Source organism: Streptococcus panodentis, assembly GCF_017884005.1.
GTDB classification, from domain to species: Bacteria; Bacillota; Bacilli; order Lactobacillales; family Streptococcaceae; genus Streptococcus; species Streptococcus panodentis.
Genome location: NZ_QFAY01000016.1, coordinates 35,779 through 54,237 on the forward strand (window position 1 = coordinate 35,779; position 18,459 = coordinate 54,237).

General features: G+C 47.7%; 13 protein-coding genes. 1 reads left to right on the top strand and 12 read right to left on the bottom strand.

The window, feature by feature from the left end; translation table 11 throughout:
• Positions 1–4 precede the first annotated feature (4 nt).
• The 5 genes from oppC to DHL47_RS08205 form a co-directional block, all read right to left on the bottom strand.
• Positions 5–931 (bottom strand): oligopeptide ABC transporter permease OppC, encoded by a 927-nt coding sequence (gene oppC, locus DHL47_RS08185; RefSeq protein ID WP_128836405.1) that lies wholly within the window; start codon positions 929–931, stop codon positions 5–7.
• On the bottom strand, positions 931–2,427 hold the full coding sequence (locus DHL47_RS08190; RefSeq protein ID WP_128836408.1) for an ABC transporter permease: 1,497 nt from the start codon (positions 2,425–2,427) through the stop codon (positions 931–933). The genes oppC and DHL47_RS08190 overlap by 1 nt, the downstream gene beginning before the upstream one ends.
• Before the next feature lie 64 nt (positions 2,428–2,491).
• A complete protein-coding gene (locus DHL47_RS08195; protein ID WP_209551530.1) occupies positions 2,492–4,468 on the bottom strand; it encodes a peptide ABC transporter substrate-binding protein in 1,977 nt (658 codons plus the stop codon).
• Between the two features lie 219 nt (positions 4,469–4,687).
• Entirely contained in the window at positions 4,688–6,658 is a 1,971-nt protein-coding gene (locus DHL47_RS08200) for a peptide ABC transporter substrate-binding protein (protein WP_209551531.1), read from the bottom strand.
• A 130-nt stretch (positions 6,659–6,788) separates the two neighbouring features.
• Entirely contained in the window at positions 6,789–8,747 is a 1,959-nt protein-coding gene (locus DHL47_RS08205) for a peptide ABC transporter substrate-binding protein (protein WP_209551532.1), read from the bottom strand.
• A 260-nt stretch (positions 8,748–9,007) separates the two neighbouring features.
• On the opposite strand from DHL47_RS08205, the gene pbp3 reads away from it, so the two are divergent.
• On the top strand, positions 9,008–10,279 hold the full coding sequence (pbp3, locus tag DHL47_RS08210) for a D-alanyl-D-alanine carboxypeptidase PBP3 (protein WP_209551533.1): 1,272 nt from the start codon (positions 9,008–9,010) through the stop codon (positions 10,277–10,279).
• A 303-nt stretch (positions 10,280–10,582) separates the two neighbouring features.
• Here pbp3 and sufB read toward each other — a convergent pair whose 3' ends face one another.
• The 7 genes from sufB to mecA all read right to left on the bottom strand — a co-directional run bounded on the left by sufB (position 10,583) and on the right by mecA (position 18,356).
• The gene (gene sufB, locus DHL47_RS08215; protein WP_128836415.1) at positions 10,583–11,995 is read right to left on the bottom strand and encodes a Fe-S cluster assembly protein SufB; all 1,413 of its coding nucleotides are present in this window, start codon (positions 11,993–11,995) and stop codon (positions 10,583–10,585) included.
• Positions 11,996–12,318: 323 nt separating this feature from the next.
• On the bottom strand, positions 12,319–12,762 hold the full coding sequence (gene sufU, locus DHL47_RS08220; protein ID WP_209551534.1) for a Fe-S cluster assembly sulfur transfer protein SufU: 444 nt from the start codon (positions 12,760–12,762) through the stop codon (positions 12,319–12,321).
• Positions 12,749–13,981, bottom strand: coding sequence for a cysteine desulfurase (locus tag DHL47_RS08225; protein WP_209551535.1), 1,233 nt, complete (start codon positions 13,979–13,981; stop codon positions 12,749–12,751). The genes sufU and DHL47_RS08225 overlap by 14 nt, the downstream gene beginning before the upstream one ends.
• Before the next feature lie 74 nt (positions 13,982–14,055).
• Positions 14,056–15,318 carry a Fe-S cluster assembly protein SufD gene (sufD, locus tag DHL47_RS08230; protein ID WP_128836423.1) on the bottom strand — a complete coding sequence of 421 codons (1,263 nt, stop codon included), beginning with the start codon at positions 15,316–15,318 and terminating at the stop codon, positions 14,056–14,058.
• A gap of 39 nt (positions 15,319–15,357) precedes the next feature.
• Entirely contained in the window at positions 15,358–16,128 is a 771-nt protein-coding gene (gene sufC / locus DHL47_RS08235) for a Fe-S cluster assembly ATPase SufC (RefSeq protein WP_128836425.1), read from the bottom strand.
• A 321-nt stretch (positions 16,129–16,449) separates the two neighbouring features.
• Positions 16,450–17,616, bottom strand: coding sequence for a glycosyltransferase family 4 protein (locus DHL47_RS08240; RefSeq protein ID WP_209551536.1), 1,167 nt, complete (start codon positions 17,614–17,616; stop codon positions 16,450–16,452).
• Positions 17,607–18,356, bottom strand: coding sequence for an adaptor protein MecA (gene mecA / locus DHL47_RS08245; protein WP_209551537.1), 750 nt, complete (start codon positions 18,354–18,356; stop codon positions 17,607–17,609). The genes DHL47_RS08240 and mecA overlap by 10 nt, the downstream gene beginning before the upstream one ends.
• Positions 18,357–18,459: the final 103 nt, after the last annotated feature.

Below are 18,459 nucleotides of genomic sequence, written 5' to 3' on the forward strand. Positions count from 1 at the left end.
ACTCCTATCTATGTGTACGTGGATCACTTGCATCGGCTAAGTTTTGACCAACGACAAAGAAGGTCAGGGATACCAAGATCAGGGTTGTCAGCGGAATCCAGAAAAGATAAGCATTGGTGGTCACATTTTGTGAATAGTCAGAAATCAGCCGTCCCAAGCTCGGCACTGTCACCGGAAGCCCCAGTCCAAAGAAGGACAGGAAGGCTTCATAAGAGATAAAGCTCGGCAGCAGCTGCGAAGTAGTCGTCACGATGACAGACACCAGCTGCGGCATGATATTCTTAGTAACAATCTTCATGGTCGGAGTTCCCAACGTTCGGGAGGCCAGATTGTATTCCAAATCGCGGTAGCGCATAATCTGCACACGAATAGAATAGGCGATGCTGATCCATTGGGTGATACACATTGCAAAAATCAGATTCCAGAAACCGGCACCGATAGAGTAAGTCAGGACGATAACAATCAGCAAGGGAGGAATATTGGAAATAATATTATAAACTTCCATCATGACACGGTCGACAGACTTTGAAATTCCCCAGATACCGCCGACGATAATCCCGATAATCAGGTTGATAAAGGTTGAAATTACAGCAATCAGAATCGAATTGCGGGCACCGAACCAGACGCCGTCGAAGAGCGACTTGCCGTTGCTGTCTGTTCCAAACCAGTATTCACCGCTCGGTTTGATAAAGCGCATGCTGAAATCATTGACCTTGCTGACATCGTTGAAGTCAAAGTCTGAGAACATAGGATAAATGAAGCTCATGAGGATAATGGTCGTCAAGATTGCCAACATGATCAGAGTTGATTTTTTCTTCAGAAACTGGCGCATCACCGACTTCCAGTAAGAGTAAGCCGGAGCATCAATCGTTTCAGAGGCAAAATCGTCACGTTTGACAAATTGGAATTTGTTTTTATCAATTGCAGCCATTATTTACCTCCTTTTGATGTTAATTTAATACGTGGATCCAGCACTGTCATCAGAATATCACCCAGCAAGAGAGCGAAGATAGAAAGACAGGTGAAGATAAAGACGAGGCCGACAACCATGGAGTTGTTAGAAGCCTTAACAGAGTCAATCAGCATCTTCCCCATACCTGGAAAGGCAAAGACCGTTTCCGTCAAGGTTGCTCCTGTGATCACCCCGACAATAGAAGCCGGAATACTAGACACCAGCGGCACCATGGCATTCTTGAAGATGTGCTTGTTGGAAATTTCCTTTTCAGAGAGCCCTTTGGCACGCGCAAAGCGGACAAAGTCCTGAGACTGCAGGTCAATCATGTAACGGCGAATCCAGACAGCTGTCCAAGGAGCGCTCAGCAATCCAAGGATGACGGCCGGAAGGACATAGGAACGCCAGTCGCTTGCTCCCAAAATCGGGAAGGAGTCCGGCAGACCGACAGCTGATCCAGCCAAACGAACGATGTAGACCAAGGCGATGGTCGGCAGCGACATCATAAAGGTCAGGGCAGCCGTTGAAAGGCTGTCAAACCAAGTGTCCTTGAGCCGAGCCATATAAGACCCCAGGGGCACAGCAATCAGGTAAGACAGGGCAACACCAATCAAGCCGATAATGGCTGAGCTGGTAATCATGGATGGGTTCTGATAATTGCTTTGGGTCGCCGTATAGGCATCGCCCTTGCCATACTTGGCAATATCCTGCGAATCAGCCTTGCCAGGTGACTTGTAGGTCCGGGAGTAGATATTGACAGACGAGGTTTTCTTGCCTGTCGGGAACTGTACTTCAGCAGACTTGGTCTGTCCCTGTCCCTGCGTAATCACCTGCAGAACAGGGATATTGGCATAGGTCGGATAGGAGTTGCCCAGATTAAAGGTAATGAAGTTCTGATGGATAAATGGGAACTGTCCGTTGAAGTAGATCAGGTATTTATGCTTGGTACCAGATCCGACAAGAGCCCAGCCGACAGACGGATCATTTTCAATACGGATATAGCGCTCCAGATTTGGATTATCCTCATCCTGAACAGCGTTGGGGTGGTCGATCTGAATCAGATTGGCATAGAACTCAAGAACACGCTCATAGACAGGCACTTCCCGCACAGCATAAAACTCTTCGCTTAGCGGCAATTGCTGCAGTTTCCAGCCATTGCCAAGCTTATCAATATACTGCTGATAAATTTTTTTGTTTTCTTCCGACACTTCTGTCGTCACAGAGGAATTTTCCTTGCTGGCTTTTTCCTGCAGTTCCTTGGTGTCATAATAGTCAATATAGCCCATCCGCTCATAGATGGTATTTTCATAATTGGTCTTCTTATCTTTGTCGGTGGCTATTTTATTGTAGTTAGGGTCCTGCTTGAAAATCAATCTTCTTGGAACCAAGGTATAGATAATGGTATAGGTCAAGGTTGTTACCAAGAAAATCGACACGATGGAGCGTAAGATACGCATCAAAATATATTTTTTCATTTATCGTTTCCTTTAAATCCCAAAAGAACTTTCTCCTCTAGTAGAGAAAGTTCTCTTGACACGTTTATTTCACATGGTCAGCTAATTCTTCCTGAGCCTTTTTATTGGACTCAATCCGCTCTTTATTCCATTTTTCCTGCGCCTTGCTGTACTCCTCAGCTGTTACAGGTGTATCCTGAAGTTTCAGGTATTTATAGGAAGCCAAATCGCGTCCTTTAGCACCTGACCAGGCAAAGGGAGCAGTAAACGGTACAATCTTCGTGATGACCGGTGTACCAGTCTTGGAGTTGATTGGTGTGAGCAGGGCACTGTCTGTCAGCCAAGCCTGCGCTGCCGCATATTTTTCGTAGCGCTTGTTGAGATCCAGCTTTTCAGCTCCAGCTTCATCCACCAATGCAGCATAGTCGTTCAGGCCGACCTGTGCTGCCGCAGCATTGTCTGTTCCTTCAAAGCCTAAGAAAGTCTTGGTGTTTTCACCGCCGGGCTTGATGATTTCAAGATAGGTTGACGGATCCTGATAGTCCGGAGACCAGCCGACATTATTCGAAATATCCCAGTCTTCCTCAGCTGCTGAAGCTGCATAGTAAGTGATATTCAGGGAGTCGTCTTTGCTCATCTGCTGCACATCAACGACTACATTATCTGTTCCCAGTGTTTCCTCGATGGACTGCTTGAGTGACTGAACACGCTGAACCTTGGTTGTAGCGGTTTGGTCAACCGGGATATCCAGATGAATAGGGAATTCCACTCCTTCTGCTTCCAGAGCTGACTTGGCCTTGGCAAATTCTGCCTTAGCCTTGCTGGCGTCATACAGGCCGTCCTGAGCATCTGAAAAATCAACATTTTTCCACTCATCACCGTAAGCCGCCATCTTTGCAGTCACCAGATCGCCAAAGCTGCTGTCTCCAGCCTGCACAAAGGTCGGCGGAATATAGAGATTGCGCAGAATCTTGTCTGCCCCTTCTTGGCCATTGATTTGAGAAGCATAGGACTGGCGATTGAAGGCAAAGGTCAGAGCCTGACGGAAGTCTTTATTCAGCAGGGCTTTCTTGGTTGAAGACTTTTGCGCATCGGTCGTCTTAGACGTATGGTTGTAAGACTGACGGTCAATATTGGTACCCACTAAGAACGTCGCTGCATCCTGAGGTGTGTAGACAATATTGTCCTTGTATTTTTCCTCGATTTTAGCATAAGTCGGGCTGGTCGGAAAGACTCTGGCAACGCTCAAAGCGCCTTGGTCAAACTGTTCAGCCGGTTTGCCCTGGTCTTGTCCGTCAAAGAAGGACAGCTTGACCGTATCTACGTGGACATGTTCCTTGTCCCAGTAGTTTTCATTTTTGGCAAATTCGATAGATGATTTTGCTGTGATGGATTTAAGCAGGAAAGGACCATTGTAGAGCAGGCTGGTCGGGTCTGTTGCCTGAGCAAATTTGTCCCCCTTAGACTCCAAAAATTCTTTGTTGACCGGGTAGAGAATCCCCATAACCGTCTTCGAATTCCAGAAGCTTTCTGCTTCATTCAGCGTGTACTGGACAGTGTGGTCATCCACCGCTTTGACGCCTACTTCAGAGAAATCTTTGATTTTGCCGTCGATATAATCTTTCAGCCCCTTGACAGAATTCTGAACCAAATACAGGGTTTCTGATTTGTTATCAGCCGCATACTTGAGACCGGTCACAAAATCTTCTGCTTTGACATCGGCATATTCTTCGCCATCAGATGTGTACCATTTAGCGTTTTTACGGAGTTTGTAGGTATAGGTCAGTCCGTCTTGGGAAACAGTCCAATCTTCCGCAATAGATGGCACCAGATTTCCATAAGTATCATTTTCCAGCAACCCGTCAATCAGATTAGCAGTCAAATCTGTTGTGGAAGCCTTGCTTGAAATCAGGTAATTCAAATTTTCAGGGTCAGCTTCATACAGGTAATTAAAGGCTTTTGATTCGCTGCTTGAACTGGAGCTAGAGCCAGAGCATGCCGCAAGGAAACCAGCTGCAAGGAGAGCAGCCCCTGCTAAGGCAAGAACTTTGCTTTTTTTCATATGGGTTCTCCATCTGTTATATTTTTAGATTTAATTAAGATTATAGCATATCCGCAATCAAAAGTAAACTAAATTTTCAGAATATTATGGTATCTCACTAGCCTCAGCAGCTGAGCTGCGGCTTTTCTGATATACCCTGAGACTGGCAGAGCCTGTTGACTTGCTGGCGATTTTCATCAAACACAAGACTCCCACCGCTGCTAGGATGGGAGTCTCTTTTTATTTCACATGTTCCTCGGCCTCTTCTTGGGCTTTTTTATTGGATTTTTCTTTTTCCTTCAGCCACTTTTTGCGCGCTTGTTCAAATTCTTTGGCCGTCACTGCTTTGTCTTGGATTTTAACATATTTAAAACTGTATTCACCTTTGCTTCCAGTCCAAGCAAATGGCCCTGAGAACGGAACAACCTTACGAACGCTTGGTGTTGCACCGGATGACCAAGCTGGAATCAGAAGGGCACTGTCGGTCAGCCAGGCCTGTGCTGCCGCATATTTTTCGTAGCGTTTGTTAATATCCTCATTTTCTGCAGCGGCGTCTTCCAAAAGCCTGTCATACTCTTCAAAGCCAGCCTGTTTAGCGGCTGCATTGTCCGTCCCAGAGTCAAAACCAAAGTAGCTATCGGCACTTTCCCCTGTCTTGGAATTTGTAATTTCCAGATAAGAAGATGGATCGTTATAATCCGGCGACCAGCCAAGATTATTATTCAAATCCCAATCTTGCTGAGACGCTGACGTTGCAAAGTAGGTGATATTATTGAGCTCATCGTCCGTTATCTGCTGAATGTCAATCACCACATTGTCTGAGCCAAGGTTGGCTTCGATGGACTGCTTCAGCGACTGCACACCCTTAACGCCATTGGTGTCTGCCGAGCTGACGGGAATATCCAGATGAATAGGGAATTCTGCTCCTTCGGCCTGAAGAGCTTCTTTGGCTTTGGCAAGTTCCGCCTTGGCCTTGTCTGGATTATAAAGGCCATCCTGCGCATCGTCCAGTGTGACACCCTTCCACTCATCACCGTAGCCGGCTAGATTTTCCTCTACGATGCTGCCAAACTCTTGGCCATTCGCCTGAACAAAAGTCGGCGGCACAAAGGTGTTGCGAAGCTGCTTGTCTGCTGCTTCTTCTCCGTTAATCTGAGCAGAGTAGGCGGTCCGATTAAAGGCAAAAAGCAGAGCCTGACGGAAATCCTTATTGAGCAGTGCCTTCTTGGCAGAAGATTTCTGCGCCTCTGTGGTTTTGGAGGTGTGCTCATAAGACTGACGATCAATATTCGTCGTGACAACGAAAGTTCCTGAACCTTGAGGCGTGTAGACGATATTCTCACCATACTGTTTCTTCACACTGGCAAAGTTAGAGCCATTTGGGAAGACCCGCGCAATGGTATAGTTGCCGTCAGAAAAGCCGCGCACGAGCGATTCGGTATCCTGACCGTCATAGTAAGAAAATTTGACATTGTCAACGTTCACCTTCTCCTTATCCCAGTAATTTGGATTTTTCTCCAAGCTGATCTGAGATTTGGAAGTGATGGATTTCAGGATAAAAGGGCCGTTGTAGAGGACACTGGTCGGATCCGTCCCTTGCGCAAACTGATTGCCTTTTGATTCCAGAAACTCTTCATTGACGGGGAAGAGAATCCCCATAGTGGTCTTTGAATTCCAATAACTTTCCGGCTGATTCAGGGTGTATTGGACTGTCGAGTCATCCACCGCCTTGACGCCCACTTGGGAAAAGTCTTTGATCTTCCCGTTGACATAATCATCCAGACCCTTAATCGATTTCTGAACGATGTAGAGGCCGTCAGACTGGCTGTCTGCCGCATGCTTCAGACTGGTCACAAAGTCCTGAGCAGTCACATCTGCATACTCTTCACCATCAGAAGTATACCATTTCACTCCCTTACGAAGCTGATAAGTATAAGTCAGACCGTCTTTTGAAACCGTCCAATCCTCTGCTAGAGAAGGCACCAAGTTCCCATACTGATCGTTTTCCAGCAAACCATCCACTACATTAGCCATGATCTCGTTGGTTGCTTGCTTATTGGACACAGTGTAATCCAGCGTATCTGGATCTGCGGTATAAACATAACTATAGTTTTTTCCAGATGAATTGGAGCCGCCAAACGAACAAGCTGCCAGAATCCCCGCAGAGAGAACCATCAGCCCAGTCGCTGCAGCTAACTTAGATGCTTTCATAAACTTCCTCCAGTTTTCCTAAAGATTACCTTCATTATAGCACGTCCCTCAAGATATGTAAACGCTTTAACAGACTGAAAAATATGCAAAAAAGAGCTGGAGACAAGGCTGTCTCAAACTCTTTCTTGCTTTATTTGATATGCTTTTCAAGCTCTTCTTGGGCTTTTTTATTGGATTTTTCCTTTTCTTTTTCCCACTTCTCAAGAGCTGCTTCGTAGTCTTTGGTCGTTACAATGTCTTCTTGGATCTTCATATGTTTGAATACATAGATATCCCCTTTGATTCCGACATAGGAGTATGGTTTTGTAAATGGCGTCACCTTCTGAACCATAGGAGAAGCACCGGCAGAAACGCTCTGAATCACAATCGAGCTGTCTGTCAGCCAAGCCTGTGCCGCTGCATACTTGGTATAACGGCTGTTGGTATCTTGCTTTTCTTTATCAGCCGCATCCAACAGATCTTTATAGTCATTCAAGCCAACTTTGGCAACGATATCCTGATTTTTCCCTTTTTCCAGACCGATATTATCCAAAATATCACCTGTTTCCGGATTAAAGATGTTCAGATAAGTTGACGGATCCTGATAGTCTGCTGACCAGCCGGACATATTGAGGTCATAGTCTTTTTGGGCAGCCGTTTCCGCAAAGTAAGCTGCATTGTCGTAGTCATCTGTCGACAGTTGCTGCACATCAATCACAACATTCTCCTGACCAAGCGCTGCTTCCACAGATTGTTTGAAAGAGTTGGTCCGCTGTACGGCAATCTTATCTGACTGGTCCACCGGAATATCCAGATGGATAGGGAATTCAACTCCTTCTGCCTGCAGAGTTTCTTTGGCTTTGGCAATTTTTGCCTTGGCCTTATCGGCATTATAGATGCTGTCTTGGGCATCAGCCAATTTCACACCAGACCATTCATCGCCGTAAGCAGAAAGCTGACTTTCAACCGCATCAGAGAAATCTTTGCCGTCTACTTGAACGAAGCTAGGAGGCACCAGGAGCGTTCGGATAATCTTAGTCGCCCCTTCTTCTCCGTTGATCTGCGCTCCGAAGGACGTGCGGTCAAAGGCAAAATTGATAGCCTGACGGAAGTCTTTATTTTGGATTGCAGCCTTGGCAGCAGCTTTTTGTGCATCTGTTTTAGAAGAGTGGTTGTAAGACTGACGGTTTAGGTTAAAGCTGAAGAAATAACTGGAAGAGTTCTGCGGTGTAAAGATAATATTGTCTTTGTACTGCTTTTCGACAGAAGTATAGTTAGAGCTTGTCGGATACAGCCGAGCCTGCGTGTAGGCTCCATCTGAGAAATTGCGGACCAGTGATTCCTGATCTGACCCGTCATAGTAGGTCAGCTTGACATCTTCGATCTCGACATTGTCCTTGTCCCAGTAGCTTTGGTTTTTAGAATATTCAATGACAGACTTAGAAGTATAGGCTTTCAAAATATAAGGCCCATTGTAAAGCAGTCCGGAAGGTTTGACAGTACCGAACTCTTTACCAGAAGATTTCAGAAATTCTTCATTGATAGGGAAGAGAATGCCCATGGTCGTCTTGGAATTCCAGTAGCTTTCAGGCTCGTTTAAGGTGTATTCAACCGTGTGGTCATCTACGGCTTTGACACCGACCGTCGAAAAGTCTGTTGACTCGCCCTTGACATAAGCATCCAGGCCTTTGATCGAAGACTGCACAATCGGGAGAGCTTCTGATTTTTCATCTGCAGCATGTTTCAGACCCGTCACAAAGTCTTTGGCCGTCACATCAGCATATTCTTCACCATCTGATGTATACCATTTGGCATCCTTGCGCAGCTTGTAGGTATAAGTCAGACCATCCTTGGAAACGGACCAGTCTTCCGCGATAGAAGGGATAAGATTTCCGTATTCATCATTTTCCATAAGACCATCTACCAAGTTTGAAATAATATCAGCAGTAGAAGCCCGATTTGAGTTGACATAATCCAATGTATCAGGGTCTGTCTGATAAACATAAGAATAGGTCTTGACTGAACTGGAGCTTGAACTACCGCAGGCCGTCAAAAAGAGGGCTGATGCAGCTACAAGGCCAGTAATGGTTAGCCATTTCGATTTTTTCATGAGCGATCTCCTTCTCAATTTGTATTGTATTATTATACAATATTTTTTTATAAAAACAAATGCTTTATGTAAAAAAATAATAAATTTCTATTTTTTAGTTCAATTAACTGTGTTTTTCACATAATTTTTCAAAAATACTATCATATTTATTTTAAAGCCGCTTTATAAAAATTCGTTTAAAGCAAACAGTCTATTTCATATTTGTGAAAGAAAGGAGATTTTTATGATACAATGGTTATATCTTGTATGAGGGGAAAACTATGAAACGATTTTTTCTATCTATAATCCTGCTGATTGCCCTGACCGCAGGCAAAGCAGCCGCTGATGACTACAATGCAGCCGCCAAAAGCGCTATCGCAGTCGATGCAACTTCCGGAAAGATTCTCTATGAGAAAGATAGCAGCAGCCCCATTGAGGTAGGCTCTATCACCAATCTCCTGACCGTCTATCTGGTCTATGAAGCGATTGACAAAGGGCAGCTGACGGCCGATACTTATGTGGATATTTCAGACACAGCCTATCATTTGTCGGTTGGCACCGATATTAGCAATGTCCCTTTGGAAGCCAGACGCTACAAGGTCAAGGACCTGATAACTGCTTCTCTGGTGTCCAGCGCCAATGGCGCAACGCTGGCCTTGGCCGAAAAAGTAGGCGGCAGCGAGGAAAATTTTGTCCAAATGATGAAAGCCAAGCTCAAGGAGTGGGGAATCGAAGATGCTACTATCGTGAACTCTACCGGGCTCAACACTCTGCTGCTGGAAGAAACAGCCGAGGAAGAAAGCTCTGCCAGCACCGCTGCTCCTCAGACGCAAAAAAGCAAAGACACAGAAAACAAATTCAGCGCTTATGATATAGCTGTAATCAGCCGGCATCTGATTCTTGATTATCCGCAGGTAACCGATATTACTTCCAAGGCCACCGTGAAATTTGCAGATATGAATCTAGAAAGCTATAATTTTATGCTGGAAAATCAGACAAACTTCCGCTCAGGCGTGGACGGACTGAAGACCGGCGGTTCGGATAAGGGGGGCTCCTCCTTTGTCGCCAGCACCAGCGAAAATGGCATCCGAATGATTACCGTCGTGCTGGGCGTGGAGCAAACGGACGGTGACCCCTACGCCCGCTTTGTGGCTACAGCTGCTCTGATGAATTATGTTTCGCAAAATTTCACCCAGACGACAATCGTTGCGGAGGGCGAAGCTTATAATAAAAGCAAGGCCACTGTCATTGATGGCAAGCAAGAGACTGTGACAGCCGTCGCCAGCAAGGACTTTACCATTGTTGAGCGCATCAGCAATCAGGCCGAGCATAAGATTGAATTTTCAACGGACAAAAAAGGCTTTCAGGCACCGCTGAAAAAAGATACAGAGGTCGGAACCCTGACCTATACAGACCCAGAACCAATCGGCCAGGGCTACCTAGAAAACAAATCGCCTTCGGTCACCATGGTCGCAGGCAATGATGTAGAAAAAAGCATTTTCTTTAAGGTCTGGTGGAATGATTTTGTCCGCTATGTCAATGAAAAACTATAGAAAAGATTGCGAAAAAGCAAGAGCGGAAACCGGCTCTTGCTTTTTTTATCGTCAGTTAGTTCATCTTTTATTGCTTTGTTAACTCGCTTTGCTCCAACAGCCCGGAAGGACTGTTGGAGGTTGGAGATAAAGGGAACAAAGTTCCCGACTTTCGTTCAGTCCGGGGGAATGGGAGTCTTATACGGTATCTTCCCAAAGATAGCTCCCTCTGTGGGTGAGGGCGCAGCCATCATGGGAGGCTGTCCCAGCCTCAGCCCGAACCTAGAAACGAGATAGTGAGGCAGAAAGGTTTCCCCAACTTTTCTAACCCACCGAACCTTCCATTTCGTAGCTAATCAAGCGGTTAAGCTCAACAGCATATTCCATGGGCAGCTCCTTGGTGAAGGGTTCAACAAAGCCCATGACAATCATCTCAGTCGCTTCGGATTCGGACAGGCCGCGGCTCATGAGATAGTAGAGCTGCTCCTCCGAAATCTTAGAAACCTTGGCTTCGTGTTCCAGAGCTACCTGAGAATTGTGAATTTCATTGAAAGGAATGGTATCTGACGCAGAAATATCATCCATGATAATCGTATCACACTCGATATGGCTGACGGACTTCTGCGATTGCTTGCCAAAAGTCACCTGACCGCGGTAGTCTACCTTGCCTCCGCCCTTGGCAATGGACTTGGAGACGATAGAGGAGCTGGTATGCGGCGCATTGTGAATCATCTTGGCTCCTGTATCCTGGTGCTGATTGGTATTGGCAAAAGCGATGGACAGCATAGTCCCACGCGCTCCGGGACCGTCCAAATAGACAGACGGATACTTCATGGTCGTGCGAGCGCCCAGATTGCCGTCAATCCACTCCACAGTGGCATCCTTCATAGCCCGCGCCCGCTTAGTCACCAGATTGTAGACATTGTCCGACCAGTTCTGAATGGTTGTATAGCGCATATAAGCGCCATCCAGAGCAAAAATCTCAACAATAGCCGCATGCAGGCTGTTGCTGGAATAGGTCGGCGCTGTACAGCCTTCCACATAGTGCACGCTGGCCCCCTCATCCACAATAATCAAGGTCCGTTCAAACTGGCCGGAATTTTCATTGTTAATCCGGAAATAGGTCTGCAGAGGAATATCCACCTTGACTCCTTTGGGCACATAGATAAAGGTACCGCCCGACCAAACAGCTGAGTTGAGAGCTGCCAGTTTATTATCGGTCGGCGGAACCAGCTTGGCAAAATACTGCTTGAAAAGCTCAGGATATTCCTTGAGTGCAGAGTCGGTATCGGTAAAGACAATCCCCAGCTTCTGAAATTCTTCCTTCATATTGTGGTAAACCACTTCGGATTCGTACTGGGCTGCAGCTCCTGCCAGATAGGCCCGTTCCGCTTCGGGAATCCCAATCTTCTCAAAGGTTTCCTTGATTTTTTCCGGCACCTCATCCCAGCTTCTAGCTGGCTTATCAGAGGCCTTTTGGTAGTAAATCAGGTCGTCAAAGTTAATCTCTGACAGATCCGGCCCCCACTTCTGCATGGGCATTTTCTTGAAAGCCTCATAGGATTTGAGCCGGAAATCCAGCATCCATTCCGGCTCCTCCTTGGCTGCGGACAGCTCACGAATCACCGCTTCGCTGAGCCCCTTACCAGTCGATAGGACTGGATCGACATCATCATGAAAACCAAATTTATAATCACCGAGATCAATCGGTTTTGGCTCTACTCTTTCTTCTGACATATTTTCCTTTCATATCCTTAGATTTATACGCAAACTATTTTGAATGCCCGCTCGGAAAGGAGCCGGCAGACGAGCAGATCCCCCATCATGGCAGAAGCACTCCAAAGGGGCTTTCTCTGACTCCTGCACAGCGGCTTATAGGAGGCGAATCGTCTCAACACACCCAGTATCGAAAACGAGCGCAGGCTGCCCGAGGCACTGCTTTGAGGCTTTGGATACCAAGCCAGTATCCAAAGCATAGAGCGGGTGAGGCTGAGACAGCCTCCAACAGTCTGGCAGGCTGTTGCTAGCAACACCATCAAAGATAAACTCAATGACTCTATTCACCTATTTTCAGCGTCTGCAGCGATAGCCCGCTTGAGAGCGTTCCAGCCTAAAGTCGCGCATTTGATTCGCTGCGGAAATTTGGCAACACCCGCCAAGAAAGCAGCATCTCCCAGCTCTTTTTGACGCGGGTCAGACTGCCCCTGAACCATGAGAGAGAAAATCTCTGCCAAGTCCAGAGCTTCTGCTTTGGTCTTCCCCAAAACGGCATCTGTCATCATACTGGCTGAGGCCGTAGAAATGGTGCAGCCGGAATTGACAAAGGCAAGATCTTCAATCCGGTCCTGATCATTAAATTTAACAGACAGGCTGATGACATCCCCGCAGGTCGGATTGTTGAGACTGACCTGCTCGGCATCTTCCAGCCGGCCCTGATGGTGGGGATGGGCGGAGTGGTCTGTCACCACCGCCTTATAGAGACTGTCTAGCTTAGAAAGTGCCATTGAAAAACTCCTTTGTCTTTTCCAAGGCCTCCACCAGTTTGTCGCAGTCAGCCTTGCTGTTATAGATATACAGACTGGCCCGTACAGCCGCTGCCAGTCCCAGATGGCTGAGCAGAGGCTGGGCACAGTGGTGGCCGGCCCGTACAGCAACTCCCTCATAGTCAAGAGCCGTCGCAACATCATGAGGGTGGAGCCCTTCCAGATTAAAGGCGATGACGCCTGAGCGCTGGGACAAATCCTGCGAACCATAGATGGTCAGCCCTTCCACGGCCTGCAGCTTAGGAAAGAGATAGGCCAGCAATTCCTGTTCATGCTGCTCAACTGCATCCAGACCGAGTGCTTCCAGATAATCAATCGCAGCAGCCAGACCGATGGCACCGGCCATATTGGGCGTTCCTGCTTCAAATTTCCAGGGCAGCTCCTTCCAGGTTGCTTCCTGCTCATAGACAAAGTCAATCATCTCGCCGCCAAATTCTACCGGTGACATCTCCTCTAGCAGCTCTTTCCTGCCGTAGAGAACCCCAATACCGGTGGGCCCCAGCATTTTATGGCCGGAAAAGGCAAAGAAATCAGCACCCAGCTCCTGAACATCAATGCGCATGTGGGGAGCGGACTGAGCACCATCCACCACCAGAAGACCTCCTTTTTGATGCACCAGCTGGGCAATTTCTTTGATTGGATTGATTACTCCCAGGACATTGGAAGCATGAGCCAGAGCCACAAACTTGGTCCGCTCGCTCAGTTTGTCCTTTAGATCTTCCAAATCAAGCGCTCCGTCCTTGAGATAGACATAACGCAGCTGGGCTCCTGTCCGGCGGCAGGCCTCCTGCCAGGGGATGAGATTGGAGTGATGCTCCATGACGGAAATCAGCACTTCATCGCCCGGCTGCAGCTTTTGTGCAGCAAACTGCGCCGCCCAATTCAGTCCCGTCGTGGTCCCTCTGGTAAAGAGCACTTCTCTGCTAGAGGCCGCATTGATAAAAGAACGCACCCTTTCCCGGGCTGCTTCATAGGCTGCGGTGGCCCGCTCAGCCAAGGTATGAACGCCGCGATGGACATTGGCATTGTCCTTTTCATAGTAGTCCCGCATGGCTGCCACCACCTGCTTGGGCTTCTGGGTTGTCGCAGCATTGTCCAGATAGACCAAGGGTTCGTCGTTGACGATTTGGTCTAAAATGGGAAAATCCTTCCGGATCAGTTCTGCATCAAATCTAGCCATGGTTGCTCCTATCTATCAAATGAACAGGGGCCTCCGCAGTGCTTCTTAAAGCAGCCGCAGCCCCTGCCTGGTTTTTATTTCTTAGCGAGAATAATATCAATATTCTCAATCATCTCATCACGAACTTCCTTGACCGGAATTTCCACAATGACAGAGCCTAAGAAGCCACGGACCACCAAGCGCTCGGCCGTGGCCTTGTCCAGCCCCCTGCTCATGAGGTAATACATATCTTCGGGATCCACCTGCCCGATTGAGGCCGCATGTCCGGCTGTCACATCATTTTCATCAATCAGAAGAATCGGATTGGCATCTGAGCGGGCCTGATCAGACAGCATCAGCACCCGGCTTTCCTGCTGGGCATCCGCTCCTTTGGCTCCCTTGATAATATGGCCGATACCATTGAAGGTCAGGGTTCCCCTCTCCAGAATCACTCCGTGCTGCAGAATATTGCCGATGGAATTGCAGCCGTAGTTGGTCACTCGCGTATCAATCCCCTGCACCTGCTTGCCGCTCGATAGGGCCACGACTTTCATATCTGCATGGCTGCCCTTACCATAGAGGTCGCTGTCAAAGTCAGCTACCACATTGCCTTCATTCATAACCCCGATAGCCCAGTCAATCATGGCATCATGGTCCAGCTTGCCCCTGCGGCTGATATAAGCAGTAACGTTTTCACCCAAGCGGTCAATGGCAGAAAACTTAATCTGCGCACCGGCCTGAGCAATGACTTCCACCGTGATATTGGCCGTCGCAGGTACAGTGCCTTGACCGTAAGTCTCCAGGCGTTCCAGATAGCTGAGTTTGCTGTGCCGGCCGGCAATGATCAGAATGTGCTTGTTAAAAGGAACAGCGCTGTCACTGTCCTGGTAAAAAATCCCTTCTATAGGCTGGTCAATTTCAACATTGTCAGGGATATACAGAACCGCCCCGCTGTTGAAATAAGCCGTATGGTAGGCTGCCAGCCTGTCCTCATCAAAACGGACGGAGGACATAAAATGCTTTTCGAGCAATTCCGGAATTTCTTCCAGAGCTGAGTGGAAGTCCGTAAAGACAACCCCCTGCTCAGCCAGATCTGCCGGCAGCTGTTCCAGAACAGTCTGAGTGCCGACCTGAACAAGTTTTAAATGATTGTCCAGAGCTGTAAAATCCGGAACGCTGGCCAGCGGCTCGCTGTCAGAAATGGTGCCGTCGCCTAGATTCCAGCGGTGGAACTTAACCCGCTCAATATGGGGCAATTCCAGCTCATCCATCTTGTCAAAAGCTTGCTGCCGCAGGCTGAACAGCCAGTCAGGCTCGGCATGGAGCTGTGAAAATTCTTGAATCGTTTCTTTGGTCATGTCATTCTCCTATCTTTTATCAAGTCAAAAGAATGCTGACTAAGCTTCTTCTTGGTAGTTAAAGCCCAGTTCTTCGGCCAGCTGAGCATAGCCTTCTTTTTCCAAGCGAACTGCCAGTTCCGGTCCGCCGGAAAGGACCACCCTGCCGTCCATCATGATATGGACCACATCCGGTGTGATGTAGTTGAGCAGCCGCTGATAGTGTGTGATAATCATAGCGCCGAAGCCTTCACCGCGCATGGCATTGACCCCTTTGGAAACGACTTTCAGGGCATCGATGTCCAGACCGGAGTCGATTTCATCCAAGAGCGCAAAGGTCGGCTCCAGCATGAGCAGCTGCAGGATTTCATTGCGTTTCTTTTCACCGCCGGAGAAGCCTTCGTTGAGGTAGCGCTCGGCCATTTCTTCTTTCATATTGAGCAGGGCCATTTTCTCATCCAGTTTCATGATAAAATCACGGACAGAAATCTTCTCCTCTTCTTCCTTGCCGGCATTCATGGCTGCCCGCAGAAACTCTGCATTGGTAATGCCAGGGATTTCACTGGGGTACTGCATAGCCAGGAAAAGCCCCATACGGGCCCGTTCGTCCACTTCCAGCTCCAGGATATTGACACCGTCAAAAAGGACCTCCCCCTGCGTCACCTCATAGTTGGGGTTGCCCATAATGGCAGCCGACAGAGTGGATTTCCCCGTTCCGTTGGGCCCCATAATGGCAGCTACTTCTCCGGTTCTCAGGGTCATATTGACTCCCTTAAGAATTTTCTTGCCTTCAATTTCTACATGAAGATCCTTGACTTCTAATACAGACATTGCTCTGTTCCTTTCTTTTTTGCCTTTCAGCCCTTGGTATCGCTCTCGTCCGCCCCTTCGCTGCAGCACTCTGCAGATGGCCATCCTGCCGTCTTCTTCCCCTTGCACAGTTCATTAGGTGCTTGAGCGCCAAGAAGCACTGCTGAGCGGCTGCTCATTCGCTGAACCATCAAGTCTTACAGACCGCTGCTCTGACATCAAACTTGGCTTGCCTTATCGACAACCAGCAGAGGCTCTGCAGGGCAGTCCAAGCGGCTGCTATACTCTCTTTAGTATACCAAAAAAAAGCCTAAAAGGCTTTGATTTTGTTTAGAATAATTCTTATTTATCCTGTTTGTTCTGCCACTTGCGGCGAATCTCTTCCCGATAGGAAGAATTGCCGATAAAGCGGAGAATATTGAGCAGAGGCGTCCGATTGGGGCCTAAAACCCCGACCAGCTCAGCAAAGAGCTCCACCCCCAGCAACAGGCCGATTATCAGCAGCACGCCCCCAATCCGGCTGGAAACATTGAGCAGGAGGGAAATCATGGCAAAGACCAGAGATATACCGTAGATGACCAGCACCGTCCCCCGATGGGTCAGTCCCAGCGACAGCAGCCTGTGATGCAGATGGTGCTTATCCGGAGTGTAGAATTTCTGACCGGACAGAGTCCGGCGGATAATAGCCAGAAACGTATCGGTAATAGGAACGCCCAGAATAATCATAGGCGTCACGACTGCAACAGCGGTGGCATTTTTCAGCCCCTGCAGAGACAGGACCGCAATCATGAAACCGATAAAAAGCGCCCCTGTATCCCCCAAGTAAATAATGGCCGGATGGTAATTGTAGGGAAAGAAACCGGCAATGGACATGACCAGAACAAAAATCGTCAAAGTCAGAAAGAGATTATGCTGAGGCAGGAAAAAGTAAGAAACAATCCCCATGGTTACCAGCGAAATGATCGAAACCCCGCTGACCAAGCCGTCCAGACCGTCGATCAGATTGACAGCATTGGTAATGGAAATAATCCAGACAACTGTCAGAATATAGGACAGCCAAGGCTCAAAGTGAAGCATGGGGCCGCCGAAGGGAATCTTAAAATCATCCAAGCGGAAATCTGTCAGCCACCAGATGAGACTGGCAGCCAGAACAATCCCGCTCATTTTCAGGACCGGAGACAGCTCTTTTATGTCATCAATCAAACCGGTCAGGGCGATAATAGCGCCGCCCAGCACGACCGGCCAGACATAATCTACATAAGTCTGCCCCAAAAACTCAAGATGGATAATCGGAGGCATTAAAAACAGAACAGAGACAGAAAAAGCCGTGACAATAGCCAAACCGCCGCTGCTGGGCATGGGTTTTTTATTAATCCGCCTGGCATTGGGATAGTCAACAGCACCGATTTTAAAAGCTAAGAGCCGTACCAGCGGAGTCAGAAAGACTCCGATAAAAAAGGTCCCCAGTAAAACCAGAATAAATTTCAAAGGAAAAGCAATCATAAGCATTCAACCTTTTGCAGATTTGGAATGGCATCCGTCACCAATAAAAGATGGCCGTGCTCCTGCAAAACTGCCCGCGTAATATCTGAATCCTCTGCAAATTCACGCATTTTTGCTAAAAGCCAAGCCGGATAAAGCTCTGGAAAACCTTCTACATCAACCAAAATAGTCAGGTAATAAGCCGAATCATACTTGTATAACTCCGACAGATCGGTCTTATAATCGACTGTTTTGGCAAAGGCAACGGCCTCCCTCACATCCGCAAAGCGCAGAATGTAGTAGATATACCGCTCTCCGCTGTCAGACCGGCCGTCCGCCGGCTCCTCGGAAAGCTGATTTTCCTCTGCTGCTTCCGCAGTTTCCAGAGACTGGACGGCCTCTATGTCCTCCTTGCTCTTTTCAAAGATGCTTTTTTCCAAGGTCTTTAAAAATTCATCCGGAGACATATGTGACAGCTCCTCCATGTCCGGCAGGTCCGCCAAATCCTCAAAACTCAGGTTTTTATCCAGTTTGGACTTGGTGACAAATACGTCTACTTTGTCAGGCTTGGGAGTCACCCGAAAGCTGAGCATACCGCTGTCCAGAAAGTTTTCCGGCATCTCCAGTTCATCTAAAATCGTATAAAAGAATTCCTCGGTCTTTTCCTGCGGAACCAAAAAATCCGCCATTTCCATACCGCGCTCTTCCAAGTCCTCCAGCTGAATCGTAATCTTAATGGTTGATTCACTGATCTGTTTCATTTCCATATCTCTACCTCATACTCTTCTAGTCTTTCCATTATACTAAACTTTCCCCTTTATTTCAAAAGATTGCTTGCGTCAAAGACAGGGTTTCCAACTTTCGGAACAT

Bases quoted from the DNA above. Each gene is read 5' to 3' on its own strand.
- sufD (WP_128836423.1), bottom strand. From the start codon at position 15,318: ATGACCAAAGAAACGATTCAAGAATTTTCACAGCTCCATGCCGAGCCT.
- mecA (WP_209551537.1), bottom strand. From the start codon at position 18,356: ATGGAAATGAAACAGATCAGTGAATCAACCATTAAGATTACGATTCAG.
- sufB (WP_128836415.1), bottom strand. From the start codon at position 11,995: ATGTCAGAAGAAAGAGTAGAGCCAAAACCGATTGATCTCGGTGATTAT.
- DHL47_RS08200 (WP_209551531.1), bottom strand. From the start codon at position 6,658: ATGAAAGCATCTAAGTTAGCTGCAGCGACTGGGCTGATGGTTCTCTCT.
- DHL47_RS08225 (WP_209551535.1), bottom strand. From the start codon at position 13,981: ATGGCTAGATTTGATGCAGAACTGATCCGGAAGGATTTTCCCATTTTA.
- pbp3 (WP_209551533.1), top strand. From the start codon at position 9,008: ATGAAACGATTTTTTCTATCTATAATCCTGCTGATTGCCCTGACCGCA.
- sufC (WP_128836425.1), bottom strand. From the start codon at position 16,128: ATGTCTGTATTAGAAGTCAAGGATCTTCATGTAGAAATTGAAGGCAAG.
- sufU (WP_209551534.1), bottom strand. From the start codon at position 12,762: ATGGCACTTTCTAAGCTAGACAGTCTCTATAAGGCGGTGGTGACAGAC.
- DHL47_RS08190 (WP_128836408.1), bottom strand. From the start codon at position 2,427: ATGAAAAAATATATTTTGATGCGTATCTTACGCTCCATCGTGTCGATT.
- DHL47_RS08240 (WP_209551536.1), bottom strand. From the start codon at position 17,616: ATGCTTATGATTGCTTTTCCTTTGAAATTTATTCTGGTTTTACTGGGG.
- DHL47_RS08195 (WP_209551530.1), bottom strand. From the start codon at position 4,468: ATGAAAAAAAGCAAAGTTCTTGCCTTAGCAGGGGCTGCTCTCCTTGCA.
- DHL47_RS08205 (WP_209551532.1), bottom strand. From the start codon at position 8,747: ATGAAAAAATCGAAATGGCTAACCATTACTGGCCTTGTAGCTGCATCA.
- oppC (WP_128836405.1), bottom strand. From the start codon at position 931: ATGGCTGCAATTGATAAAAACAAATTCCAATTTGTCAAACGTGACGAT.